This window comes from Cellulomonas sp. NPDC055163, from assembly GCF_053607065.1.
Map to the genome: position 1 here is coordinate 874081 of NZ_JBSGSU010000001.1, position 23134 is coordinate 897214.

Below are 23134 nucleotides of genomic sequence, written 5' to 3' on the forward strand. Positions count from 1 at the left end.
TCGTCGGGCTCGTGACACCCACCGTAGAAAGGGTTCCGGAACGTTTCGTTCCGTTATCCTTCACCGATCTGGACCGGATCCGGCCCGCCGTGGAGGACGCATGACATCGACGTCTGCCCGGCTGCTGACGCTCCTCGGGCTGCTGCAGTCCCGGCCCGACTGGTCCGGCACCGAGCTCGCCGAGCGGCTCGCCGTCACCGACCGGACCGTGCGCAACGACGTCACCCGGCTGCGCGAGCTCGGGTACCCGGTGGGTGCGGTGCGCGGACCGGGCGGGCGGTACCGGCTCGGCGCCGGCGCGCGGCTGCCCCCGCTCCTGCTCGACGACGCCGAGGCGATCGCCGTCGCCGTGGGCCTGCGCCGGACCACCGCGACCGCGGGGTTCGAGGATTCTGCGCGCTCGGCGCTCACGAAGCTCGAGCAGGTGATGCCCGACCGGCTGCGCCGCCGCCTCGCCTCGATCCGCGACGCGAGCGCGAGCGGACCCGAGAACACCGACTCCAACGTCGAGGACCCGGCCGTCGACCCCGCGACGCTCGCGACCGTCGCCGACGCGATCCGCGACCACCAGGGGCTCCGGGTCGACTTCCGGGACCAGCGGCTCGAGCTCGAGCCGTACCGGCTGGTCGCCTGGCAGCGCCGGTGGTTCCTCGTCGCGCGTGAGCCGCGGACGGGGGAGTGGGCGCCCTACCGTGTCGACTGGCTGCGGCTCCGGACGCCGGGCGGGCGTCGCTTCACGCCGGTCCCGTTCCCGGAGGACGTCACCGACTTCACCGTCCGCGAGGTCGCGCGGGCGGGGTGGGCGGTGCACGCGCGCGTGACCGTCGACGCCGCCGCGGACGAGGTCCTGGCGCGCATCAACCCCGCGGTGGGCACGGTCGAGGCGCTTCCGGACGGCCGCAGCGTGCTCGTCACCGGCGGGGACAGCGTCGAGGTCGTCGCGGTCTGGGTCGGCATGCTCGGGCTCGACTTCCACGTCGACGAGCCGGCCGGGCTCGTCGAGCACCTCCGCGTGCTCGCGGCGCGGTACGCCCGGGCGGTCCCGGCGCAGGGCCTGCCCGGCGCAGACGTCAGTCGACCCGTGCCGTGAGGTCGAGGATCGCGGACGCGAGCGCCTCCGGGGCCTCCTGCGCGACGAGGTGCCCGACGCCCTCGACGTGCACGGCGGTGAGCTCGCCCGCGGTGACCTGGCGGAAGGTGCTGGCCGTGACGGGGTGGTGGACGCCGTCGACGGCGAGCACGGGGACGGTGAGCGGCCGGGACGCGGCGAGCGCCCGGGTGGCGCCGTCGTCGGCGAACAGGGACTGGTAGAGGCCCTCGGTGCCGCGCCAGGCGCCCGGGCGGGAGTAGGTGCGGACGAGCTCGTCGAGGTCGCGCTCGGTCACGGCGCCCTCGGTCCCGTTCATCAGCGGGTAGGCCCAGCCGGCCAGGAGTGCGCGCTCGCGACCCGGGAGGAGCAGGGACGGGATGCCGGGCGCGCCGAGGAACCCGACGTGCCACGAGCCGTGGGCGTTCACGTCGGCGAGCTGCTCGAGCCCGTACCCGGCGAGGGTCGACTCGACGGCGGTGAGGCTGAGCACGTCCGCGGGGTGCGTGGCCGCGAACCGGAAGCCCACCCCGCCGCTGATGTCCTGGACCACGAGGTGCACGGGACCCTGGCCGAGGTGCCGGACCAGGTGGTGCAGGTCCTCGGCCGCGACGTGCTCGCCGAACTCGGCGCCGTCGGCGTCGGAGTCGCCGAAGCCGCGCAGGTCGACGGCGTGCACACGGTGGGTGCCGGCGAGGCGCGGGATCAGCTTCCGGAACGCCCACCAGGTCTCCGGCCACCCGTGGACCAGGAGGACCGGCGAGCCGGTGGTCCCGGCGGAGACGTGGTGCAGCCGGGTCCCGTGGACGTCGGTGAGGTGGTGGGTGGCGCCGGGAACGGTCGCGCCGGCGGGGGTGACGACGGGCATGGGAGCCTCCGGGTTCGACATCTAGGTTGTCCATTACGGTAGACATCCAGGTTGTCGATGTCAACGGCCGGTCTAGGCTGCCTCCATGTCGCGATCGGGCGCCGACCTGGCGCTGCTCCTGCTCGCCGGCTTCCGGACGATGGCGGACCAGGCCGGTGCCGAGCTCGCGGCCCGCGGCCACGAGGACGTCCGACCCGTGCACGACTTCGCCCTCCGCGCGATCCTCACCGGCGCGGACAGCGCCTCCGAGCTCGGCCGCGCCATGTCGGTCACCAAGCAGGCCGCGGCCAAGACGATCGCCGCCCTCGAGGCGCGCGGCTACGTCGCGCGCGAGCCCGACCCCGATGACCGGCGCCGGGTGCGCCTGCGCGTCACCGACCACGGCCGGGCCCTGATGCGCGAGGGCGAGACGGTGTTCGCCGAGCTGCGTGAGCGGTGGGAGCGGCAGGTCGGGTCGGCGTCGGTCGCCGCGCTCGAGGGCACCCTGCGGCAGCTCGTCGGCGACGACGCCCTCCGCATCGACATGCCCGGCTGGGACGCCGCCGACCCGGACGCGTAGACCGCCCCGCGGTGGTCCGCCGGTGCCCCCTACCGCCGCGACCAGACCTGGTTCGCGGCCCCCGTGCAGTGCCACAGCAGCACCGCGGTGCTGTTCGCGGTGAGGTTGCGGTCGACGTCGAGGCACAGCCCGGACCGCACGCCGCGGACCGTGCCGTCGCCCTGGACCGTCCACTGCTGGTGGGTGCCGCCGTTGCAGTCCCACAGCTGCACGCGCGTGCCGGCGACCGCGCTCGGCGGTGCGTCGAGGCACTTCCCCAGCGAGCGCAGCGTGCCGCCGGTCTCGGTCCACCGCTGGTTGGCGCCCGTGCCGCAGTCCCAGATCACGAGGCCCGTGCCGTTCGCGGTGGCGCTCGCGGGCACGTCGAGGCACCGGCCCGACGCGGCGCCGACCAGCGTGCTGCCGGTCGGCGGCGTGACGACACCGCCGGGCGTGACCCGGTAGAGCGCGACCCCGTGCGCCGGGACCTGCGCGGTCAGCGACCCGGTGGTCGTCCCCGTCGCACCCGTCCACAGCTCGCGGTAGGTGTGCGTCCCCGAGCCGAGGCCGACCTGCGCGAGCGTCGTCGAGATCGAGCGCGCCCCGCCGCCGCGGTTGAGCAGCGCGACCGCGACCGAGCCGTCGGCGAGCGGCTTGGCCCAGACCTCGGCGTCGCCGTCGTCGCGCACCCGGTCGGCCTGCCGCACGAGCGGGTCCTGGTCGAGCGCGAGCACGTCCCGGTTCGTCAGCACCGCGCGCACGTCGGCGCTCATGTTCCGCAGGTCGTTGCCCGCGACGAGCGGCGCGCCGAGCATCGCCCACATGCTCATGTGAGCGCGGTTCTCCGTCGGCGTCAGGCTGCCGCGCACCCCGACCATGAGCATGTCCGGGTCGTTGTACTGCCCCGGCCGGGTCCACTCGCGCATCGGCTCGACGATGTCGAGCGCCTCGGTGATCCCGACGAAGCAGTCGGAGGTCGGCGCGCAGCCCGTGGACCACGCGTCGTCGAGGTCCTCGGACGTGCGCCACATGTCGGCGAAGGAGCCCCAGCCCGAGTAGGTCGGCGCGGTGTTGGAGTGCGCGCTGTTCGGGTTGATCGAGTAGACGATCGGGCGGCCGGTGGCCTTGAGCGCGGCGCCGAACCGGGCGAACAGCGTCGCCTGCTCGGTGACCGAGCCGCGCGGGTCGCACCAGTCGTGCTTGACGTAGTCGACGCCCCACGACGCGAAGAGGGCCGCGTCCTTCGTCTCGTAGCCGTGGGAGGACGTGCCGGGGCGGTTGCCGAAGTACTGGTCGCACGTCTTCTCGCGCGGCGCGTGGTAGATCCCGAACTTGAGGCCCTTGCCGTGGATGTAGTCGCCGAGGGCCTTCATGCCGGACGGGAACCGGTCGGTGCGCGGCTGCGTGTTGCCGTTCGCGTCGCGGGTGTCGCGCATCCAGCAGTCGTCGACGACCACGTACTGGTAGCCGGCCGCCGCCATGCCGGTGCTCACCATGGCGTCCGCCGTCTGGCGCACCATCCCCTCGTCGATGCCGCAGTAGAAGGTGTTCCAGCTGTTCCAGCCCAGCGGGGGCAGCGGCGCCGGCTCGTCGACGGTCGGCGCGGGAGCGGCGGCTGCGGGACCGGCGCCCACCGCGACGCCGGCGCTCAGCAGGGACAGGGTCGCCACGCAGGCCGCGGCCCAGCGACGGGCGGCTGAAGACGTCATCGTGCACTCCCTCGTGCAGTCGGGCGGTTGCGCGCGCTCGGGCAGGACCGCGCGGTCGTGCGGGTCCGTCCGGTCGGCGACGATCGCGCGGCCGGGCGGGGTGGTGCGGTCGGGAGACAGCACGGTCGGGCGGGTCGGGCGGCCGACGTGGCTCAGGGGGTCGTCAGGTCGAAGCTGCGGACGGTGACGGCCCCGCCGAGTGCGCGCGTCGCGTGGTTGAAGATCCCGAACCGGTAGCCCATGAAGAACTGCCACTCGTTGTTCAGGACGAACGCGGGCCCGAGCGGCACGAACGTGGTCCCGTCCGTGCTGTACGAGAACGTCGCCGTGCGGCCCGACCCCGGCCGGATGTCCGCCGTCGCGCGCAGCCACACCCGCCCGCCGGACAACGGCGCCGAGGCGCGCTCGACCCCGGTCCCGGTCGTCGCCCACGAGCTGTTCATCGTGAGCCCGTCGGTCATCACGACGCGGGAGGCGCCGCCCGTCCGGACCACGCCGATCCACGCCGACGACTGCCGCAGCATCGCGAGCCCGGACCGGTCGCCGTCGGCCATCGCCGAGTGGTCGAGCTCGATCGTGGCCGTCGAGGACGGACCCTGGATGCGGTGCGTGAGGGTGTTGCGCGCGGCGTACAGGTCGTTCGTGACCGTGGCGGTCTGGAGCCGGAGCCCGTTCGCGACGCTGAACCGGCTCGTGTCGGGGTTGTGGTTCCACTCCCACCGGTGCCCGAGCGCGGGACCGGCGAACGTGTCCTTCCCCGTCATCGGCGCGACGGTCCTGCTGGTCGAGATGTTCGGTCGCGGGTACGTCGCACCCCACCGGCCGTTGACGGTCTGCACGGACGGCCAGCCGTCGGCGCTCCAGCTGATCGGCGCGAGGGTCGGCACCCGCCCGCCCGGGTACGCGTCGGTGAACGCCATGTACCACCAGTCCCCGGCCTGCGTCTGGACGAGCCCGCCCTGGTGCGGCACGCCGCCGCCGGAGATCGGGCCCGGCAGGTCGAGGAGCACCTGCCGCATGTCGTAGGGGCCGAACGGCGAGGTCGAGCGCAGCACGTACTGGCCGTTCGCGGGGCGGGTCAGCCAGATGTAGTAGTAGCTGCCGCGCTTGTAGAACCGGGCGCCCTCGAGCGTCCCGACGTTCGCCGGCGTCTGGAAGACCTGCTGCGCGCGGATCTGCGACGTGCCGTCCGAGCTGAGCTGCGCGACGCTGATCGTGCCGTTGCCGTACGCGACGTACATCGTGTCGTCGGTGTCCACGAGCAGGCCCGCGTCGTAGTAGCACTGGTTGAGCCGGGCCTTCTTGGTCCACGTGCCGTCGACCGCCGACGCGGTGTAGACGTACGTGCGGTTGAACTCCGTGCAGCCGATCCAGTAGTACGTGCGGTTGCTGGGCCGGTACCCGAGCGTCGACGCCCAGATGCCCTTGACGTACTTGCGGCCCGCCGTCAGGTCGTAGCCGGCGTCGTCGAAGTCGAGGCGTGGCACGGAGTGGCCCGCGTACTCCCAGTCCACGAGGTTGTACGACCGCAGGATCGGCGCACCGGGCGAGTAGTGCATGGTCGACGCCGAGTAGTAGTACGCGTCGCCGACGCGGATGATGTCGCCGTCGGCGAAGTCCTGCCAGACGACGGGGTTGGTGAAGGTGCCCGTCGGGGGCGTGGTCGGGGTCGGCGTCGGGGTGGACGACCCGACGCGGGCGAGCAGCCACTGCTGGTTGGTCCCGCCCCAGCTGGAGTACTGCACGATGTTCCCCCCGTCTGCCGTGGACGCGCCCTGGACCTCGAGGGCCTTGCCGCTGTTGCGGTTGATCAGCGTGACGTACCCGTCGGTGGTGTCCTGGAGCCGCCACTGCTGGTTCGTCCCGTTGGTGTCGGCCCACTGGACGACGGGGCCGCCGTCGGCGAGCGACCGGCCCGAGACGTCGAGGACCTTGCCGGAGTGCTGGGACCGGATCCGGTAGTACCCGTCGCCCGAGCTCACGAGCTGCCACCGCTGGTTGGCGCCGTCGCCGCGGGTCCACTGCGTGATCCGCGCGCCGTCGCTGGTCGCGAAGTCATACACGTCGAGCGCCTTGCCGCTGTTGCGGTTGACCAGTACGTAGGTCGCGGACGTGTCCGGCGTCGCGGCGGGGGCGGGTGGTGCGGCGGCGACGGCGAGGGCGCCGGAGACGGCGAGGCTCAGCGCGACGCCGAGGGCGGTCCAGAGGCGGCGCGCGTGGGCGTGGGCGGCGGTCCGACGGGGGCGGCGCGGGCTCGGACCCACGTGCGGGCTCGGACCCCGGCGCGGGCGCGGGCTCGGCCAGGACAGGGTGGTGCGAGGACGACCCGTGCGGGGACGGCGCTGGGGGGCTGCGCGCCCGGGGGCGCTGCTCGGCTGGTGCTGCACGTCGACGTCGTCGTCGGTCATCGCTGGCTCCTGGACCACTGCGCTGTGGGGAGGACGCGCCGCTGCACCGGGACAGGGTGTGAGCGTTAACATCCGCGAAGGCGCCACTGTGGCACGGGCTCGGCAGCCACGGCCACCCCTCTGAAACGGTTCGTGTGCACCGGTGGAGAACGGCCTCGCCTGTCACGGGTCCGACCGTTCGGTCGGCCTTGACGCGCCTCCGACGCCTCCTTACGGTGTCACCCATCCGGGTGTAGAACGTTTTCGTCGACTGCCGCCCCTACACCGGTGTAGAGGCGGCACGACCGTTCCCGGGCGGGCGTCGTCGACGGACTGCGCCAGCGACGAGGCTGCGCCGACCACCGGGCGGCCTCGGCACTCCTGGCACAGGGACGTGACCAGACGTCGGACCGACGGGGCGCCCGCCGCCGCCGGGCGACCCCGGGGGACCAGCGAGAGGACGACGCATGAGGACGCTTGCCGCACGACGACGTGACGGTGCACCCGAGGTGGTGCCGAAGGACGGTCGGCGCTGGGCCGCGCGATGGACAGGAGCGGCCACGGCGGTCGTGCTGGCGGCGGTCGGCCTCGCCGGACCCGCCCAGGGCGCCGTCGCGGACGAGACGTACGACGTGGAGATCCACGTCGCCGGACGCGGGACCGTCGCCGGCGAGGGCAGCTACGAGGCCGGTGAGACGGTCGAGCTCACGGCGGCGCCGGGGCGGCACCAGGTGTGGGGCGGGTGGACGTCCGACGAGCTCGGCTGGATCGGCGCCCGGGTGGACTCGTTCACGATGCCCGCGGGCGACGTCGTCCTCGACACCACGTTCCGGCGGCAGATGGCCCCGCTCAAGGACGTCTACCGCGACCACTTCGACGTCGGGAACATCTGGTCGGGCCCGCAGACGTACGAGCCCGGCTCGCCCAACGAGGCGACCGTCGCGCGGCACTACGACGTCATGACGGCCGAGAACGCGATGAAGCCGGACCAGCTGCTGCCGAACGAGAACATCGACCCCGAGACGGGCGACTTCACGTTCGACTTCACGGCCGCCGACGCGTTCGTCGACGAGACGCTCGAGCGCGGCATGGACGTCCACGGCCACGTGCTCGTGTGGCACGGGCAGTCGCCGGCGCGCATCAACAGCGGCCCGACGGGCGGCACGCGCGAGCAGGCCCGCTCCAACATGGAGCGCTACATCGAGCAGGTGCTGACCCACTTCCAGGGCCGCGCCGTCTCCTGGGACGTCGTCAACGAGGCGTTCGTCGACGGGCTCGAGGAGTTCGACCCCGCGACGCAGGACTGGCGCGACTTCCTGCGCGGCGGCCCGAACGGCGGCCAGTCGCTCTGGTACTCGGCCTACGCCAACGGTCTGAACGCGTCCGCCGGCGAGAGCCCGGCCGACTTCCTGTACGACGCGTTCGTGTTCGCGCGCACGTACGCACCGGAGGTCCGGCTCGTCTACAACGACTTCAACGTCTTCCAGTCCGAGGGCAAGGGCGAGGCGATCGTCGCCATGGCCCAGGACCTCAACGCGCGGTACGCCGCCGACCACCCCCAGGACCCCCGGCTGCTCGTCGAGACGATCGGGCTCCAGTCGCACAACTACATCAACCAGACCCCGGCCTTCGCCTGCTCCGACCACACCCGCCTGCCCGGGCTGTCGGACGACGCGGCGGAGGAGTGGCGCCCCGGCGCGTGCTCGGACACCGCCTCGGTCGAGCGGTCGCTGCAGCTCATCACCGAGGCCGGCATGACCGCCGACATCAGCGAGCTGGACCTCCAGGTCTGGGAGGCGTGGAACGGCCAGCCCGAGGGCGACGACCGCTCGCAGTACCGCGACCTGACCGACCCGTCGGTCGCCGACCGCATCTCGCGGGACGAGTTCACCTACTGGGTCGGGAAGATCACGAACCGCGCCGAGCTCGAGGCGATCCAGGCCCAGCGGTTCGCCGAGTACTTCGCCGTCTACAAGGCGTACTCCACGGACATCAACCGGGTCACGTTCTGGGGTCTGACGGACGAGCTCAGCTGGCGGTCCACCCACAACCCGCTGATCTTCAACAGCGACTTCAGCGAGAAGCTCGCCGCGGCCGCGGTCGCCGACCCCGAGCGCTGGCTCGGCGTTCGGGCGCCCATCACGGACACCTCGGCGCTCGCGGAGGCCGTCGCAGCGGCCGAGGCGCTGGACCTGCGCGGCCACACCTACACCGGCACGAGCGTCGCCGCGGTGAAGAAGGCGCTGGGCCGTGCCCAGGCCGTCCTCGCCCGGGGTGGCTCGCAGGCCAAGGTGAACGACGCTACGGCCGCGCTCGTCGACGCCGTCGCCGCGCTCGAGACGAGGAAGCCGCCGCGACCGAGGTCCTGACGGAACAGGTCCGCCGGTGAGGGCGGCCCGACGTGGGCACCCGGCCGAGCGCCGGGGGCGTCGGGCCGCTCCGCCGACGGGCTCGGCTCAGGCCGGCAGGCCCTCGGCGGGTCGGGCCGCCCCGCCGGCGGGCCCTCGGTTCAGCCCGGCAGGCCCTCGGCGACGTAGGCGGCGAGGTTGCCGAGCGTCTGCCGGCCGCCCTCGACGGCGTGGTACTTCTCGACCGCCTCGTCGCGCAGCTCGACGGTCGGGAACACGGTGTGCAGCACGACGCGGGTCGCCGCGCCGTCGGGGGTGAACGTGAGGACCGACTCGAAGGCGTTCGGGTCGTCGCTGCTCTCGCCGTGCCGGAACGCGATGCGCTCCGGCGCCGTGATCCCCGTCCAGGAGATCCACTCGGGGTAGTCCGTCCCGTCCGGCCCGTGCATCACGAACTCCCATGCGCCGCCGACGCGGAACTCGAACGCGCGCGTCGTGGTGGTGAACCCGTCCGGCCCCCACCACCGGGACAGGTGCCGGACCTCGGTGAACGCCTCGAACACCCGCGCGGGCGGTGCGGCGACGACCCGGGAGACGACGACCTCGCGGTCGGCCGTCGGGGACTGCGCCGGTGCGGGCTGGGTGGCTGCGGCGGCCGTCGGGGCTGCTCGTCCTGTCGTGCTCATGGCTGCTCCTCCTGGGGTTCCTGTGCTGCCTGCGCGAGCTCCTGCACGTACGCGTCGAGCCGCTCGAGGCTCTCGTTCCAGAACTGCTCGAACCCGCCGGTCCACGCGTGCACCGGTCGCAGCCCGCGGGCGTCGAGGCCGTACACCCGCTGCCTGCCGACCTTGCGGTCGTGCACGAGACCGACCTCGCGGAGCACCCGCAGGTGCTTGGACGCACCGGGCTGGGTCAGGCCCAGCTCCTGCGCGAGCTCGGTCACGGGACGCTCGCCGGCGCGCAGCAGCGCGAGGATCTCGCGGCGCTGCGGCTCGGCGATGGCGTTGAAGACGTCGGACGTCGTCGCTGCGCGGGCCATGCGGCAATCGTATGCCGATATGGGAATGCGTCAAGAGCGGCTGACGGCACCGCGTCGGCCGGGCGCAGCCGGTGTCGAGCCCAGCCGGTGTCGAGCCCAGCCGGTGTCGACCGCACGCAGGCGGGGGCACGGGCACCCGGAGTCAGCGACGCCCTGGCGGCGCGAGCTCCGCGAGCAGTGCGAACCCGGCGCGGTCCACCGATGCCGCGGTCGCGGAGACGACGACGACACCGGTGCCGGCCGAGCGGTCCAGCCCGAGCCACGAGCGGAACCCGCCGGTGCCGCCGTTGTGCCACGTGACGTCCCGCCCGCGCGCGCCGAGCACGACCCACGCCGCCCCGACCTGCACACCCCGCCCCAGCGGCGCGACCGGGTCGAGCGCCCGCATCCCCGGCGCCGCGCCGTCGAGCAGCGCGGCGGTCAGCCGAGCGGCCGCGCCCAGCGAGGAGCGGATGCCGCCCGCCGGGGCCAGGGCCTCGCCGGTCCACGCCTCCTGGACGCGCCCGCGGCGGCTGCGCCCGAGCAGCGCGCCCGGACGCAGGGCGCCGGGCGTCGCCGGGACGTAGAACGGGTCCAGGCCGAGCGGCTCCGCGACGCGCGTGCGCAGCAGGTCGGCGTACGTGGTGCCCGCAGCCGCCGCGACGGCGTGGCCGAGGAGCTCGAAGCCGAGGTTGGAGTACCGCGGCCTCGGGGCGCCGGGCGCGACGGTGCGCACCGCGTCGAGGAGCTCGTCGAGCGTCTCGCCGTACGGGTTCGTGCCGTGCCGCCACAGTGCGACGCTGCTCCGCAGCACCTGGGTGCCCGGCGCGAGGCGCGGCAGTCCCGAGCGGTGGGTCGCCAGGTCGGCGAGCCGCACGGCGCCGACGGCGGTCCCGTCGAGCGGCAGGTGGTCGGCCAGCGTCGCCGACGCCGACACCTCACCCCGCTCGAGCGCGTCGACGTACAGCAGGCCGGTCACCCCCTTCGAGACCGACCCGAGCTCGAGGTCCGCCTCCGGTCCGGCGCCCAGGAGCACGCTCGCGGTGCCGCCGGGCGTGACGGCCGCGACGCCGACGACGGGGTGGCGCCTCCCGAGCAGGCGCTGCACGCGCGCGGCGAGGTCGTGGTCGGCATCGGTGGTCGGCTCCGGGCGGGTCGTCATGCGGTCATCCTCGCGGGCGGCGCCCGGCGCCCGGGCCCTCGTTCGCTGTCGGCGTGCACGCCCGCGCAGGTCCGAAAATCCCTGGGCACACGCGGGCTCCGCTGCTAGCGTCCGCCTGACCGTGCAGGAGGACGAGGAGGTGGTACCCGTGAACGCAGTGACGACATGGGTGCTCCCCTCCGGGGTCACGGTCGGGCGGTAGGTCGCCCGGGAGCGCCACCCCAGCGCACCCCGAGAGGCACGACCATGCAGCTCATCTCCGAGCAGCGACTCGACGACGGCGTCGTCGAGCGCGAGCTCACCCTCGGCGAGATCCCCGTGACCCTGTGGACGCCCGGCCCCGCGCCGGCTCCGCTGGTCCTCGTGGCCCACAACAACGGGCTCCCCAAGAGCGACGCCCGCCTCGTCGCCCGCGCCCGGTACGCCGCGGCGGAGCACGGCTACGCGGTCGCGTCGATCGACGCGACCGGGTGCGGCGACCGGCCGCGCTCCCCGGCCGACGAGCAGGCCCGCGCCGACCTGGGCCGGGCGGTGCGGGCCGGCGAGCCGGTCGACGAGCTCCTCGAGACCCTCGTCGGGCCGTTGGTCGCCGGCGCCGTCCCCGACTGGCGGGTGGCCCTCGACGCGCTCCTCGGCCTGCCCGAGGTCCGTGGGCCGGTCGGCTACAGCGGGTGGGCCGCCCTCGGCATCCGGCTCGCGGTCGTCGAGCCCCGCATCGCGGCCCTCGGGCTCTTCGCCGGGGGCTACGTGCCGCACGCGCAGCGGGAGGAGGCGCGGCAGCTCACCGCCCCGCTGCTGCTCCTGCTGCAGTGGGACGACGAGGGCAACCCCCGGCAGCGCGCCCTCGACCTGTTCGACGCGTGCGGCAGCACCGAGAAGACGCTGCACGCCAACCCGGGCGGCCACCTCGGCACGCCCCGGTTCGAGCTCGAGGACTCGTGCCGCTTCCTCGACCGGCACCTGCGGGAGGGGGTGTGACCGGCGGTCGCGGTCGCTGACGTCGCGCCCGGCCGGCGGGCGACCTCGCTCCGTCGCCGGTCGGTCGGGCGGCCGGTCCCGTCACCGGCCGCCCGGCGACCCGGTCCGCCGCTGGCCCGTAGGGTCGCGCGCGGGCCGGTCCGCGACCCGACCCGGGTCGTCGCGGGCCGGTCCGACCCGGCTCAGGGTGCGGGCCGGTCGGTCCGGAGCACCGCGTACCGGAGGAAGACGGCGCCGCCGCGGAAGCGGCGTTCCTCGACGAGCTCGAGACCCGCGCGCAGGCCGCGCGGGAACACCGGGGTGCCGCCGCCGACCGCGACCGGGCAGAGGACCAGCTGGCACTCGTCGACGAGCCCGGCGGCGAGCGCCTGACCCGCGAGGTCGGCGCCGCCGACCGAGACGTCGCGCGCTGCCGAGCCCACGAGCCGCCGCACGTCGTCCGGGTCGAACCGGCGCTCGAGCCGCGTGCGGGCGGTGGTCGGCGCGGGCAGCGTGCGGGAGTGGACGACCTTGTCCGCCGCGCGCCAGATCCGCGCGAAGTCGCGCTCGGGCGGCGTCACGTCGTCGCCGGTGCTCGCCGTCTCCCAGTACGCCATCGTCTCGTACATGCGGCGGCCGTACAGGTGGGTGCCGATCGGCCGCGCGAGGTCGTTGACGAACGCGTGCACCTCCTCGTCGGGCGCAGCCCAGTCGAACGAGCCCGACGCGTCCTCGACGTACCCGTCGAGCGACGCGATCGCCAGGTACACGAGCCTGGCCACGCGGTCACCGGCTCCCGGTCGGCGCGGGCTGGTGCCCGGACGCGTCATCGGGCTCGTGCCCGGACGCGTCGTCGGGCTCGTCGCGGCGGGACAGCTGCTCGGCCTGCCACTCGTGGATGCCGACGACCCAGTCCCACCCGTCCTTCGCCGCCGGGCCGATGCGCGGGTCGTCGGGTTCACGGCCGTCGCGCAGCGCGAGGACGTAGGCGCGGTCGAGCTCGATGCGGGCGCGCACCTCGTCCCCGCGCGCCACGGACCCGTGACCGGGGACGGCGACGTCGACGTCACCGGCCGCGTCCTCGAGCAGGCGCAGTCCCGCGAGGTAGTCCCCGACGGGGTCGGCGGCCTCGAGGTCCAGCATCGGGATGAAGACGTCGGACAGCATGTCGCCGGCGACGAGCACGCCGCGGTCCTCGACGAGCAGCGCCGCGTGACCTGCGGCGTGCGCCCGGTGCTCGAGGACCCGGACCCGCGGGCCGTCCCACGGCAGCTCCGTGGCCGCGGCGGGCAGGCCGGTGAGGAGCCCGAAGAGGTCCAGCGGCACCTGCCCGTGGATCTCGGGCGGCAGGTGCTCCGCGACGCGGTCGAGGGTGCCCGGGTCGGCCAGCAGGTCCCGGATCGTGCTGGCGGCGCGGGCGGTGGCCCAGCGGGGCGCACCGCCGAGCCGCGGGTGCCACAGCACGTGGTCCCAGTCGGGGTGCGTCGAGAAGCCCGCGACGACGGCCCGCCCGAGCCGGTCGAGGTCGTCCGCGAGGCAGCCCAGCTCGGCGCCCGTGATCCCGGGGTCGACGAGCAGCACACCCGCCGCGCCCTGCACCACGACGGCGTTGCTCTGCACGAACGCGCTCTCGTGGACGAGCACGCCCTCCGCAACCTGTGTCAGCACGGTCGTTCCTCTCGTCGGTCGGTGGGCCGGTGGGTAGGTCGGTGGGCCACGGGCCGGTGGCCGGCGGCTGCGGCGCGGCCGGGCTCAGGTGCGCACGGCGAGGCCCTCGAGCCACGCCTGCCACGCGGGCTGCTCGCGCCGGACGTACTCCGCGGCGTCGGCGGAGAACAGGTACGCCCGCACGCCCGCGGTCGTCGGGCGGTCGCCGTGGCCGTCCGCGAAGACGTTCAGCATCCCGGGCACGGGTGACGTGAGCCGGACCAGCACCTGCCGCGCGCCGACCCGCTCGACCGTCCCGGTCGTGCCGCGCAGCTCGAGGGTCACGCCCTCGGCGACCGGCCCGAGCGCGTCGCGCACCGTCGACCAGACGGGGTCGGGGCCGCCCGGGAGCTCGGCGGCGGCCTCGAGCCGCGTGGCCTGCTGACCGGGGAAGTGCGCCAGGTAGAGGCGCAGGTTGTCGAGATAGGGCAGCCAGGCCGGGGCGAGCTCGTCCCACCACTCCTGCTCCCAGTCGGCCCCCGTCCCGAAGCCGCTGCTCGTGACGCGGACGACGCACGTGCCGCCGGACCGCGCCTCGACGAGGAGCTCGCACGTGAGCGGGCTGAGCGTCTCCGGGTCCGCGCCCATGAGGTCGGCCCAGTCCTCGTCGAAGGCCAGGCGGCGTGGCGGGTCCCAGCCGGTGACCTCGGCGTCGGCGCCCATCTCGGTGCCGATCGTGAAGCGCACCGCGCCGCCGACGCGCTCCTCGAGCTCGGTCGGCAGGTACCAGGCGCTCAGCCCTCCCGCGGTCGCGATCGCCTGCCACACCTGCTCGGGGGTGCCCGGGACCTCGACGCTGAGCTCGAGGCGGTACGGGACGTCCGGGGTCGTGCTCATGCGCGCTCCTCGGGGACGGGGTGGGCGGCGACGACGAGCCGGTGCGGGCGCCCGTCGTCGTGGTGGTAGCGGGCGGCCAGGTCGAGCACCACGGCGGTGAGCTCGTCCGCGAAGGCGGCGCGGTCGGCGGCCGACCGGAAGCCGATCCGGGTGTCGATGGTCATCGTCGGCAGGCGGCGGCCCGTCGCGCCCGCCCGCCGCGCGAGCGTCCCGACCTCGCGCACGAGCCGGCCCGCGAGCGCGACGAGGTACGCGGCGGAGAGGTGGTCGGCGTTGGCGTCCGGGTCGGCCGCGGCGGCGCTGACGGCCGCGGGCGAGACGACGTAGGACGCCGCGGACGCCCGGAGCACGCGCTCCGTGATCCCGCCGTGCCGGCGTTCCTCGGCCAGCTCGACGAGGCCGTGCGCCTCGAGCGCCGTGAGGTGGTACCGGACCCTCTGGCGGGTGAGGCCCACGCGGGCGGCGAGCCCGGCGGCGGACGCCGGCACGGTCAGCTCGGCGAGCAGCCGGGCGCGGACGGGGTCGAGCGCAGCGGCGGCCGCCTCGGCGCTCTCGATGACCTCGATGTCCTGCACAGATCCACCGTGGCCTTGACAAGAAAATCTGTCAAGACGCGGCCCAGCACCGGTCCGACTCCGGCCGGTACGCCGGGCCGGGCGTCGACCACGGCCTCCGCCCGGTCGCGCCGCCGCCGACCACGACCACGACCTCCGCCCGGTCGCGCCGCCGCCGACCGCGACCACGACCTCCGCCCGGTCGCGCCGCCGCCGACCGCGACGTCTGCCGGTCGCGCCCGAGCCGCACGCCGGGCGCGCGCGACGGCAGGGGCCCCCGAACGCGCACGAGGGCCGCGCGTCCGGAGACGTGCGGCCCTCGCGGTGCGTGGTGCGCTGCCGGCCCGGAGGTCAGCGTGCGGTGCAGGTCACCGCCGGGCTGCCGTTGCCCCCGGTCCACGAGCCGTTGAAACCGAAGCTCGTGCTGGCGCCCGCGGCGAGGCTGCCGTTGTAGTCAGCGTTGCTCGCGGTCGTCGTCGACCCGCTCGTCGTCGCGGACGCGCTCCACACGTTCGTGACGCGCTGGCCGTCGGGCCAGGTCAGGGCGACCTGCCAGCCGCGGATCGCCGCGGCGCCCGCCGTCACCTTGACCTCGCTGCTGAACCCGCCGGTCCACTCCCCGCGCTTGGCGTACGTCGCGGTGCAGCCGCCCGTTCCGGCCGTGGGCGTGGGCGTCGGGGTGACCGTGGGCGTCGGGGTCGGCGTCACCGTGGGCGTGGGCGTCGGCGTGGGCGTCACCGTGGGCGTGGGCGTCGGCGTCACGGTGGGCGTCGGCGTCGGCGTCGTGCTGTCGCCCCCGAAGGTCACGTCGCTGCACTGGTAGTACGGCTGGTCGAGGTGGCTGGCCTGCCAGATCGTGAACACGACGTGGTGCCCGCGGCGGTCGCGCGGGATGCTCACGTCGGCCACGTACGGGCTCGTGGGCCCGTAGCGGCCCGTCGTCGTGACGAGCTCGAGGTCGGCCCACGTGAGCGGCTCGGTCCTCGCGTCGTAGCCCTGCTTGGTCACGTAGATCTTCAGGTAGTCCGCGCCGTGGTTGGACGGGTCGGTCAGGGTGAGCCGGAAGTCGTACGGCTTCGCGGTCGTGCGCCAGCCGCCGGGGGTGTCGGCGGCCGCGTAGATCGGGTTGTCCGCGGAGCAGAGCTTCCCGTCGGGGATCACCTGCTCGTGCCGGCCGGCGACACCCTCGCGGAAGATGCCGTTCCAGTTCCACATGGCGTTCGGGTTCGCCTGCCAGGCGTCCCAGCACGCGGGGTCCTGCGTCTGCATCGCGGGGTCCGCGTGGTTGGACTTCCAGCGGTCCCAGCAGCCGTAGATGCGCGTGGGCGGGTCGGACACGGCTCCGTGGGCCGCGGCGGGCCCCGCCGTGACGATGGAGCCGACCACCATCGCGGCGCCGATCGCGAGGGTGCTGACGGCCGCGGCGACGCGGCGGAGTGGTGAGAGGCGTGACATGGTCCCCCTCCGGGACAGGGCTGAGCGAACGTAGGTGCACCCTCGGCCGGGCGCGGGGGCGCGGCAAGCGATGAAACGCTTCGGCGCCCGTGAGCTGACGCCCGTCGACAGGCGCTCGCGGACGGCTGGTGGGGCCCGGGGTCGTGGACGAGCTCCTCATGGTGTGAGTCGCCGCGTGACGATCCGCACGATCGAGTGGTGCTGCTCCACGCCCAGGTGACCGTGCCCCCCTCGGGAGGCCGGCCGCCAGGCCCCGGCATAGCCTGCCCCGGTGACGCCCGCCTCCCCGCCCGCCGGACCGAACCGGGTCCCGGGCAACCCGGCTCCGCGGCACGCGCGTCCCTCGCGATGGGCCGGGCGCGTGCGAGCCACGGCGCTCGCGGGCCTCGCGGTCGTCTGCCTCGGCGCCGGCTCGGTCGGTGCGGCTGCGCTCGCCGACGGAGTGGACGAGCCCGTCGCGACGCCGAGCCCGGACACCGTCGCGGTCACGCGCACGCCGGCGCCCACGCCGACGCCCACACCCACGTGCACGCCCGCACCGCTCGAGCAGCGGGCTGCCGCGACGCTCGTCGTCGGCCTGCCGGGGGTGCGCACGGCCGCCGACCCGCTCGCGCAGGAGGTCGTCGGTCTCGGCGTCGGCGGCGTCTTCCTGTCCGAGAGCAACGTCCGCTCGTCGGCGCAGGTCGCGGCGCTGTCGGCCGGGCTGCGCGCCGCCGCGGGCCGGCCGCTGCTCGTCTCGACCGACGAGGAGTCGGGTCGCGTCGCGCTCATGCGGGACGTCGTCGGCGCAGGGCCGTCGCCCCGGCGCATGGCGCAGCGCGAGACCCCCGAGGCCGTGCGGGAGCGCGCCGCCGCGACCGGCACGGCGCTCGCGGGCGTGGGCGTCGACCTCGACCTCGCGCCCGTGCTCGACCTCGACGAGGGGCCCGCCGGGGGAGTGATCGGCGACCGGTCGTTCAGCGCGGACCCGGCCACGGCCGCCGACTACGGCCTCGCCTACGCCGCGGGCCTCACCGACGCGGGCGTCACACCGACCATGAAGCACTTCCCCGGGCACGGACGCTCGACCGTCGACTCCCACGCGCGGTCCTCGCTCGTGACCGCGGGCGTCGACGAGCTCGCGGCGACCGACCTGCTGCCGTTCCAGCGGGCGATCGACGCCGGTGCGCCCGTCGTCATGCTCAACCACCTGCAGTACGCGGCGCTCGACCCCGACCGGCCGGCGTCGCTGAGCCCGCGCGCGTACGCGCTGCTGCGCGACATGGGCTTCGACGGGGTCGCGATCACCGACTCCGTCGGCATGGGCGCGGTGAACCTGCGGTGGGACTTCCCGGCGGCCGCCGTCGAGGCCGTCGGCGCCGGGGCGGACGCCGTGCTCACGACCGACGGGCGCCACGCCGTGGGGATGCGCGACGCGCTCGTCGACGCCGTGCGCACCGGCCGCCTCCCCGAGGACCGCCTCTCGGAGGCGGCGGCGCGCGTCACCGCGCTCGCGGGCGGCGACCCGGTCGCGATGTCCTGCCTCGACGTCACGACGCCGACCCTCGCCGTCCCGGGCGGTCCGGGGGCACCGGCACCGGCGACGACTCCCGCCGCCGCAGGAGCGGGGACCGCCCCGGCCGCACCGGCGACGTCCCCGGCGGGCGGCGCAGTCGCCGAGCCTGCGGGCCGCGGAGGTCCCTGACCGACCCACCGCGTGTGCGGACGAGAGGGGCGGTGAACCTCAGACGGCCCCCGCCCCGACCGGCGACCCCCAGCCGTCGAGCGCGAAGTCGTCGCCGTCGCGCCGGACGCGGGTCACGCCGGCGCCCCGGAAGTGCGCGGGCAGGAGCAGCGCGCCGGTGTCCGCGGCCCGGCCCAGGATGCGACGGCGGGAGGCGCGGGCCTCGATCGGGTCCTCGCAGAAGCAGCTGTCCACGTCGGGGTGGGCGACCTGGACGGGGCTGTGCAGCACGTCGCCGGCGAAGATCGCGGTCGTGCCGGCGGACTCGAGCACGACCACCGCGGACCCCGGGGTGTGCCCGCCGGCGAGCTCGAGGGTCAGGTGCTCGTCGACCCGGTGCCGGTCGCCGTCCCAGACCTGCACCTGCCCGGCGGCCACGACGGGCGCCACGGAGTCCTCGAACGCGTTCTGGTTGCCGCGCCCGAAGGCCGGGGCGTGCGGGCCCGTCGGGTCCCAGAACTCGAGCTCGGCCCGGTGGATCAGGTAGGTCGCGTTCGGGAACGTCGGCACCCACGTCCGCTCGACGAGGTGGGTGTTCCAGCCGACGTGGTCCAGGTGCAGGTGGGTGTTCACGACGACGTCGACGTCCTCCGGCGCGACGCCCAGCGCCGCCAGGTCGCCGAGGAAGTCGCTGTGGTGGTGCGACCAGACCGGCACGTAGGGCCGCTCCTTGCCGTTGCCGAGGCCCGTGTCGACCAGGACCACCCGGCCGGCGCTGCGCAGCACCCACGTCTGCGCGGCGGTCTGCACCAGGTCGGTGTCCGCGTCGAGGAAGTCGGGCGCGAGCCAGCCCGCGGCCTCGCGCCACACGTCGGGGTCCGAGCCGGGGAAGAACCCCTCGGTGGTCAGTCCCACCGGCCCGGAGAACTCCACGACCCGGCTCACCTCGACGTCGCCCAGCGTCAGCGTCTCGTGCATCTCGTCCACCTCTCGTCGTGCCGGCGCCCCGTGTCGGGGCTCGTCGGCGGCCTGCTCGGCCACGACGAGGCTGCGGCGCGCGCGGGTGCCGGGCCAGCCCACCGTGCGGCTACCCCCGGCAGGGGTGGGCACGGGTGCGCCGCCGGGTCGCACACTGGGCCGGTGACCTCACCCGGACCCCTCGGCTCGTTCCTCCAGGCCCGCCGCGCGGCGCTGACCCCGCAGGACGCGGGGCTGCGCACGTACGGCGAGAGGCGCCGCGTCACGGGGCTGCGCCGGGAGGAGGTCGCCCTGCTGGCCGGCGTCGGGATGTCGTACTACACGCGCCTCGAGCAGGGGCAGGCGCTGCACGCGTCGGCCGAGGTGCTCGACGCCGTCGCGACGGCGCTGTGCCTCGACGACGCCGAGCGGCGCCACGTGCACGACCTGTCCGCGGCCCCCGGGCGCCGGGCCGGCCGGGCCCGCGTCACGCCCGAGCGGGTCACCCCCGAGACCGAGCAGCTGCTCGCGGCGGTCGGCGACACGCCGGCGATCCTCCTGGGCCGGCGCAGCGACGTGCTCGCGTGGAACCGGACGGGCCACGCGTTCTTCGCCGCGCACGTGCCCGTCGACGCCCCGCGGGGGCCTGCGGCCGACCGGCCGAACATGACCCGGATGGTGTTCCTCGACGCCCACACGCGGGACCTGTACCGCGACTGGCCGGCGAAGGCGCGGGCGGTCGTCGGGCACCTGCGGCTCCAGGTCGGGCGCCACCCCGACGACCCGCTGCTGGCTCGGCTCGTCGGCGGCCTGAGCATCGAGAGCCCGGAGTTCGCGGCGATGTGGGCGGCCCACCGGGTGCGGGACTGCGACGTGGTGGAGCTGGGGATGCGTCACCCGCTCGTCGGGGAGCTGACCGTGGTGCAGCAGACGCTCGCCGTCCCGCAGGCCCCGGAGCAGCGCCTCGTGCTGGCGACCGCGGGCGCGGGGACCGCCGACGCCGCCGCGCTGCAGCTCCTGGCCCAGGCCGTCGGGCCCGAGCCGCGCACGCGCGTGGTCCGGGACCGCGTCGGCCCGGAGGCGGCGGCCGCTCGCTAGGTCCCGGCGCGTCGCCGGTCGGGGAGGTGCCGCGCGCGCTCACCGGGACGGCCGCCCCCGCAGGCCGCGCAGGCCGGTGCGCAGCTCGTCGACGAGGATGCCGGGCTGCTCGAGCGCGGCGAAGTGCCCGCCCCGGTCGGCCTCGCCGAGGTGCACGAGGTCGCTGTAGGCGTCCTCGACCCAGCTCCGCGGCATCCGGGGGAGGTCGCGCGGGAAGAGCGTCACGGCGACCGGCAGGTCGAGCCGCGGGCCGGCCATCGTCGCGGACCGGTTCTCCCAGTAGGTCCGGGCAGACGACGCCGCGCTGTTGGTGAACCAGGAGAGCGAGATCGTGTCGAGCATGGTGTCGACGTCGAGCGCGTCCTCGGCGAGCCCGCGGTTGTCCGTCTTGGACTGGTACTTCTCGTAGATCCACGCCGCCTGGCCGGCGGGGGAGTCCGCCAGTGCGAACCCCACGGTCTGCGGCCTGGTGCCCTGCAGGTGGTTGGACCCGCCGAGCGGGCCCGCGTAGAGGGCCAGGCCGTCCACAGCCCGGCGCTCCTCGGGGGTCAGCGCGTCGGGCAGCTGCTCCGGGAACGCGTACGGGGTGCTCAGGTGGATGCCGAGCAGACCGTCGGGCCGCATCGCGCCGAGGGCGGTGGTCACCGCGGCGCCCCAGTCGCCGCCGTGCGCCGTCCAGGTGGCGTAGCCCAGCCGGCGCATGAGCTCGGTCCAGGCTGCGGCGGTCCGCGTGACGTCCCAGCCCGGCTCGGTCGGCTTGCCGGAGAACCCGGAGCCGGGGAGCGACGGGACGACGACGTCGAAGGCGTCGGCGGCGTCGCCCCCGGACGCGACGGGGTCGGTGAGCGGCCCGATCAGCTCGAGGAAGTCGGCGACCGAGCCCGGCCACCCGTGCGTGAGCAGCAGGGGCATCGCGCCGGGGTGCGGGGACCGCACGTGCAGGACATGGATGTCGAGCCCGTCGACCGTCGTGACGAACTGCGGGTGGGCGTTCAGCCGGGACTCCAGGCGGCGCCAGTCGTACTCCTGCTCCCAGGACGAGACGAGCGAGCGGACGTCGTCCAGGCGGGCGCCCTGCGACCAGTCGGGGACCGTCTCCCGGTCCGGCCAGCGCGTCCGGGCGAGCCGTCCCCGGAGGTCGTCGACCTCGGCGTCCGGGACGGCGACGCGGAACGGGCGGATGTCGGTCGGTGCGGGGTGCGGTGCGGTCATCGTGGGATTCCTCTGCTCTCGCGCTGCGGCGGCCGGGTTGCACACCAGTGTGCAAACTAGGCGCATTGCACACGCGTGTGCAAGCATCGGGGCGTGCAGGACGAGATCCCGGCCCTCCGTGGCCGCGACACCCGCGAGCGGCTCCTCGACGTGGCGACCGAGGTGCTCGGGAGGACCCCGGACGCGGGCATGGGCGAGGTGGCCGCCGCAGCCGGGGTCGTCCGGCGGACCGTCTACGGCTACTTCCCGTCCCGGTCCGACCTCGTGCTGGCCCTCGCGCGGCGCGCCGTGGACGAGATCACGACGGTCCTCCGGGAGGCGGCCCCCGCCGAGCGGCCGCCCGAGGAGGCGTGGGCCGGCTTCGTGACCCGCCTCTGGCCGCTGACGCACCGGTACCGCGTGCTCGTGGCGCTCCGGCGCGGTGAGCTCGGCGAGGAGATCCATGCCCTCCTGGGGACGGTCGAGCACGCGCTCGCCGACCTCGTCGGACGGGGCCAGGACAGCGGTGCGTTCGCGGGGCACCTGCCCGCGGGCGTCCTCAGCCAGGTCGCGTGGTCGGCCGTCTTCACCGTCGCCGACCACGACGCGGCCGGGGCCCGGTCCGACGCCGCCGCAGTGACGGCCACGACCCTGCTCCTGCTGGGAGTGCCGGGACCTCGCGCGACGACCCTGGCCGAGCAGGCGCGCGACGCGGGACCGCCATGACGGACCCCCCGTGACAGCTCCGACGCGGCCGTGCGACCGCGGGTCAGAACACGTCCGCGCCGAACCAGTCGAACCCCGTCTGGCCGACGCGCTGGACCATGACGCTCGCGAAGCCGCCGGCGGTCGTCCGCACCTCGACGGGGACGGTGAGGCGGATCGAGCTCTGGCCCACGACCACGGCCGCGGGGCTGCCCGTCCCGGTGATCCGGACGGTGCCCGCGGAGAAGACCTGGAGCGTCACGTTGACGGTGTGCGCCTCGTTGGCCGGGAAGCCCAGCAGGTACACGATGTGGTATGGGAAGTGCGTGCTGAAGCTCGGGAGCCGGTGGTACGCGGGCTGCGCCTCGGTGCTGATGAGGCAGTCCTGCACGTACATGCCGAGCACCCGGCCGCCGGACAGCACCGCACGGGACTGCCGGGGGTCCACGCGGCCCGCGAAGGCAGCGGTCACCCTGTCGGTCTCCTCGACCGGCCGCACGTCGCGCGGGACGTGCCGCTCCGGGAGATCCCGCCCGGCGGTGACCAGCCCGGCGGCGACGAGCCGCTCGAGCACGTCCCCGCGCTCCGGAGTGGTCGTGATCTCGAGCAGCGTGGTCCGGGCGTCGGACGCCGCCTCCACGCTCGACCTCGTGTCGGACATCGGGATCCTCCTCGACGACGGGACGCCGGCCGTGTGCACCGTCGACGCTACGAGCGTGCGGACGCACCCCGGTAGAGCCCCCGGGCGGCGGTGCGCGAACGTGCGGCGGCCGGCCACCCGTCGACCGACGGCCCGTCGACGCCCTGCCTGGCCCCGCACCGTCCCGGCCCGGCCCAACGCCGCACCAACACCCCGTCAGGCCGGCACCGCCCCCGCGCCCCCCCGGCCACAG

21 protein-coding genes are annotated in these 23134 nt (G+C 75.2%); 7 read left to right on the top strand and 14 right to left on the bottom strand.

What is annotated here, in order from left to right:
* Positions 1-100 precede the first annotated feature (100 nt).
* Positions 101-1090, top strand: a complete 990-nt coding sequence (locus ACWFNE_RS03675; RefSeq protein ID WP_452121099.1) for a helix-turn-helix transcriptional regulator — start codon at positions 101-103, stop codon at positions 1088-1090.
* Here ACWFNE_RS03675 and ACWFNE_RS03680 read toward each other — a convergent pair.
* Positions 1071-1955: an alpha/beta fold hydrolase gene (locus ACWFNE_RS03680; protein WP_452121100.1), complete on the bottom strand. Its 885-nt coding sequence runs from the start codon at positions 1953-1955 to the stop codon at positions 1071-1073. The two genes, ACWFNE_RS03675 and ACWFNE_RS03680, sit on opposite strands and share 20 nt — an antisense overlap.
* 85 nt (positions 1956-2040) lie before the next feature.
* On the opposite strand from ACWFNE_RS03680, the gene ACWFNE_RS03685 reads away from it, so the two are divergent.
* Positions 2041-2514, top strand: coding sequence for a MarR family transcriptional regulator (locus ACWFNE_RS03685; RefSeq protein WP_452121101.1), 474 nt, complete (start codon positions 2041-2043; stop codon positions 2512-2514).
* Positions 2515-2543: 29 nt separating this feature from the next.
* On the opposite strand, the gene ACWFNE_RS03690 is transcribed toward ACWFNE_RS03685, so the two are convergent.
* Together ACWFNE_RS03690 and ACWFNE_RS03695 are read right to left on the bottom strand one after the other, a co-directional pair.
* Complete coding sequence (locus ACWFNE_RS03690) at positions 2544-4202, bottom strand: glycoside hydrolase family 27 protein (RefSeq protein WP_452121102.1); 1659 nt, start codon at positions 4200-4202, stop codon at positions 2544-2546.
* A 152-nt stretch (positions 4203-4354) separates the two neighbouring features.
* On the bottom strand, positions 4355-6610 hold the full coding sequence (locus tag ACWFNE_RS03695) for an RICIN domain-containing protein (protein WP_452121103.1): 2256 nt from the start codon (positions 6608-6610) through the stop codon (positions 4355-4357).
* 446 nt (positions 6611-7056) lie between these two features.
* Here ACWFNE_RS03695 and ACWFNE_RS03700 point away from each other — a divergent pair, with 446 nt between their 5' ends.
* Positions 7057-8958, top strand: coding sequence for an endo-1,4-beta-xylanase (locus ACWFNE_RS03700; RefSeq protein WP_452121104.1), 1902 nt, complete (start codon positions 7057-7059; stop codon positions 8956-8958).
* A gap of 140 nt (positions 8959-9098) precedes the next feature.
* On the opposite strand, the gene ACWFNE_RS03705 is transcribed toward ACWFNE_RS03700, so the two are convergent.
* The 3 genes from ACWFNE_RS03705 to ACWFNE_RS03715 all read right to left on the bottom strand — a co-directional run bounded on the left by ACWFNE_RS03705 (position 9099) and on the right by ACWFNE_RS03715 (position 11117).
* A complete protein-coding gene (locus ACWFNE_RS03705) occupies positions 9099-9623 on the bottom strand; it encodes an SRPBCC family protein (RefSeq protein WP_452121105.1) in 525 nt (174 codons plus the stop codon).
* Entirely contained in the window at positions 9620-9976 is a 357-nt protein-coding gene (locus tag ACWFNE_RS03710) for an ArsR/SmtB family transcription factor (protein WP_452121106.1), read from the bottom strand. The genes ACWFNE_RS03705 and ACWFNE_RS03710 overlap by 4 nt, the downstream gene beginning before the upstream one ends.
* A 142-nt stretch (positions 9977-10118) precedes the next feature.
* Complete coding sequence (locus tag ACWFNE_RS03715) at positions 10119-11117, bottom strand: serine hydrolase domain-containing protein (RefSeq protein ID WP_452121107.1); 999 nt, start codon at positions 11115-11117, stop codon at positions 10119-10121.
* 246 nt (positions 11118-11363) lie between these two features.
* Between ACWFNE_RS03715 and ACWFNE_RS03720 the strand changes: the two genes are divergently transcribed.
* Positions 11364-12095, top strand: coding sequence for a dienelactone hydrolase family protein (locus ACWFNE_RS03720; RefSeq protein WP_452121108.1), 732 nt, complete (start codon positions 11364-11366; stop codon positions 12093-12095).
* A 182-nt stretch (positions 12096-12277) separates the two neighbouring features.
* Here ACWFNE_RS03720 and ACWFNE_RS03725 read toward each other — a convergent pair whose 3' ends face one another.
* From ACWFNE_RS03725 to ACWFNE_RS03745, 5 genes are all read right to left on the bottom strand, one after another.
* Positions 12278-12856, bottom strand: coding sequence for a dihydrofolate reductase family protein (locus ACWFNE_RS03725; protein ID WP_452121109.1), 579 nt, complete (start codon positions 12854-12856; stop codon positions 12278-12280).
* A gap of 4 nt (positions 12857-12860) precedes the next feature.
* On the bottom strand, positions 12861-13742 hold the full coding sequence (locus ACWFNE_RS03730) for an MBL fold metallo-hydrolase (RefSeq protein WP_452121110.1): 882 nt from the start codon (positions 13740-13742) through the stop codon (positions 12861-12863).
* 84 nt (positions 13743-13826) lie between these two features.
* Complete coding sequence (locus ACWFNE_RS03735) at positions 13827-14618, bottom strand: SRPBCC family protein (protein ID WP_452121111.1); 792 nt, start codon at positions 14616-14618, stop codon at positions 13827-13829.
* The gene (locus ACWFNE_RS03740; RefSeq protein WP_452121112.1) at positions 14615-15193 is read right to left on the bottom strand and encodes a helix-turn-helix domain-containing protein; all 579 of its coding nucleotides are present in this window, start codon (positions 15191-15193) and stop codon (positions 14615-14617) included. Before ACWFNE_RS03740 ends, ACWFNE_RS03735 begins: the two co-directional genes overlap by 4 nt.
* Before the next feature lie 330 nt (positions 15194-15523).
* Positions 15524-16627 carry a lytic polysaccharide monooxygenase gene (locus tag ACWFNE_RS03745; RefSeq protein WP_452121113.1) on the bottom strand — a complete coding sequence of 368 codons (1104 nt, stop codon included), beginning with the start codon at positions 16625-16627 and terminating at the stop codon, positions 15524-15526.
* Between the two features lie 361 nt (positions 16628-16988).
* Between ACWFNE_RS03745 and ACWFNE_RS03750 the strand changes: the two genes are divergently transcribed.
* The gene (locus ACWFNE_RS03750; RefSeq protein ID WP_452121114.1) at positions 16989-18311 is read left to right on the top strand and encodes a glycoside hydrolase family 3 N-terminal domain-containing protein; all 1323 of its coding nucleotides are present in this window, start codon (positions 16989-16991) and stop codon (positions 18309-18311) included.
* A gap of 39 nt (positions 18312-18350) precedes the next feature.
* Here ACWFNE_RS03750 and ACWFNE_RS03755 read toward each other — a convergent pair whose 3' ends face one another.
* Complete coding sequence (locus ACWFNE_RS03755; RefSeq protein WP_452121115.1) at positions 18351-19268, bottom strand: MBL fold metallo-hydrolase; 918 nt, start codon at positions 19266-19268, stop codon at positions 18351-18353.
* Between the two features lie 162 nt (positions 19269-19430).
* On the opposite strand from ACWFNE_RS03755, the gene ACWFNE_RS03760 reads away from it, so the two are divergent.
* Positions 19431-20345, top strand: coding sequence for a helix-turn-helix transcriptional regulator (locus tag ACWFNE_RS03760; protein WP_452121116.1), 915 nt, complete (start codon positions 19431-19433; stop codon positions 20343-20345).
* A gap of 39 nt (positions 20346-20384) precedes the next feature.
* On the opposite strand, the gene ACWFNE_RS03765 is transcribed toward ACWFNE_RS03760, so the two are convergent.
* The gene (locus tag ACWFNE_RS03765) at positions 20385-21557 is read right to left on the bottom strand and encodes an epoxide hydrolase family protein (protein ID WP_452121117.1); all 1173 of its coding nucleotides are present in this window, start codon (positions 21555-21557) and stop codon (positions 20385-20387) included.
* Positions 21558-21650: 93 nt separating this feature from the next.
* Here ACWFNE_RS03765 and ACWFNE_RS03770 point away from each other — a divergent pair, with 93 nt between their 5' ends.
* A complete protein-coding gene (locus ACWFNE_RS03770) occupies positions 21651-22262 on the top strand; it encodes a TetR/AcrR family transcriptional regulator (protein ID WP_452121118.1) in 612 nt (203 codons plus the stop codon).
* A 43-nt stretch (positions 22263-22305) separates the two neighbouring features.
* Here ACWFNE_RS03770 and ACWFNE_RS03775 read toward each other — a convergent pair whose 3' ends face one another.
* A complete protein-coding gene (locus ACWFNE_RS03775) occupies positions 22306-22902 on the bottom strand; it encodes a hypothetical protein (protein WP_452121119.1) in 597 nt (198 codons plus the stop codon).
* Between the last annotated feature and the right edge of the window lie 232 nt (positions 22903-23134).

Excerpts from the sequence above, each read along its gene's own strand:
- ACWFNE_RS03675 (WP_452121099.1), top strand. The coding sequence starts at position 101 with ATGACATCGACGTCTGCCCGGCTGCTGACGCTCCTCGGGCTGCTGCAG.
- ACWFNE_RS03680 (WP_452121100.1), bottom strand. The coding sequence starts at position 1,955 with ATGCCCGTCGTCACCCCCGCCGGCGCGACCGTTCCCGGCGCCACCCAC.
- ACWFNE_RS03685 (WP_452121101.1), top strand. The coding sequence starts at position 2,041 with ATGTCGCGATCGGGCGCCGACCTGGCGCTGCTCCTGCTCGCCGGCTTC.
- ACWFNE_RS03690 (WP_452121102.1), bottom strand. The coding sequence starts at position 4,202 with ATGACGTCTTCAGCCGCCCGTCGCTGGGCCGCGGCCTGCGTGGCGACC.
- ACWFNE_RS03695 (WP_452121103.1), bottom strand. The coding sequence starts at position 6,610 with ATGACCGACGACGACGTCGACGTGCAGCACCAGCCGAGCAGCGCCCCC.
- ACWFNE_RS03700 (WP_452121104.1), top strand. The coding sequence starts at position 7,057 with ATGAGGACGCTTGCCGCACGACGACGTGACGGTGCACCCGAGGTGGTG.
- ACWFNE_RS03705 (WP_452121105.1), bottom strand. The coding sequence starts at position 9,623 with ATGAGCACGACAGGACGAGCAGCCCCGACGGCCGCCGCAGCCACCCAG.
- ACWFNE_RS03710 (WP_452121106.1), bottom strand. The coding sequence starts at position 9,976 with ATGGCCCGCGCAGCGACGACGTCCGACGTCTTCAACGCCATCGCCGAG.
- ACWFNE_RS03715 (WP_452121107.1), bottom strand. The coding sequence starts at position 11,117 with ATGACGACCCGCCCGGAGCCGACCACCGATGCCGACCACGACCTCGCC.
- ACWFNE_RS03720 (WP_452121108.1), top strand. The coding sequence starts at position 11,364 with ATGCAGCTCATCTCCGAGCAGCGACTCGACGACGGCGTCGTCGAGCGC.
- ACWFNE_RS03735 (WP_452121111.1), bottom strand. The coding sequence starts at position 14,618 with ATGAGCACGACCCCGGACGTCCCGTACCGCCTCGAGCTCAGCGTCGAG.
- ACWFNE_RS03745 (WP_452121113.1), bottom strand. The coding sequence starts at position 16,627 with ATGTCACGCCTCTCACCACTCCGCCGCGTCGCCGCGGCCGTCAGCACC.
- ACWFNE_RS03755 (WP_452121115.1), bottom strand. The coding sequence starts at position 19,268 with ATGCACGAGACGCTGACGCTGGGCGACGTCGAGGTGAGCCGGGTCGTG.
- ACWFNE_RS03765 (WP_452121117.1), bottom strand. The coding sequence starts at position 21,557 with ATGACCGCACCGCACCCCGCACCGACCGACATCCGCCCGTTCCGCGTC.
- ACWFNE_RS03775 (WP_452121119.1), bottom strand. The coding sequence starts at position 22,902 with ATGTCCGACACGAGGTCGAGCGTGGAGGCGGCGTCCGACGCCCGGACC.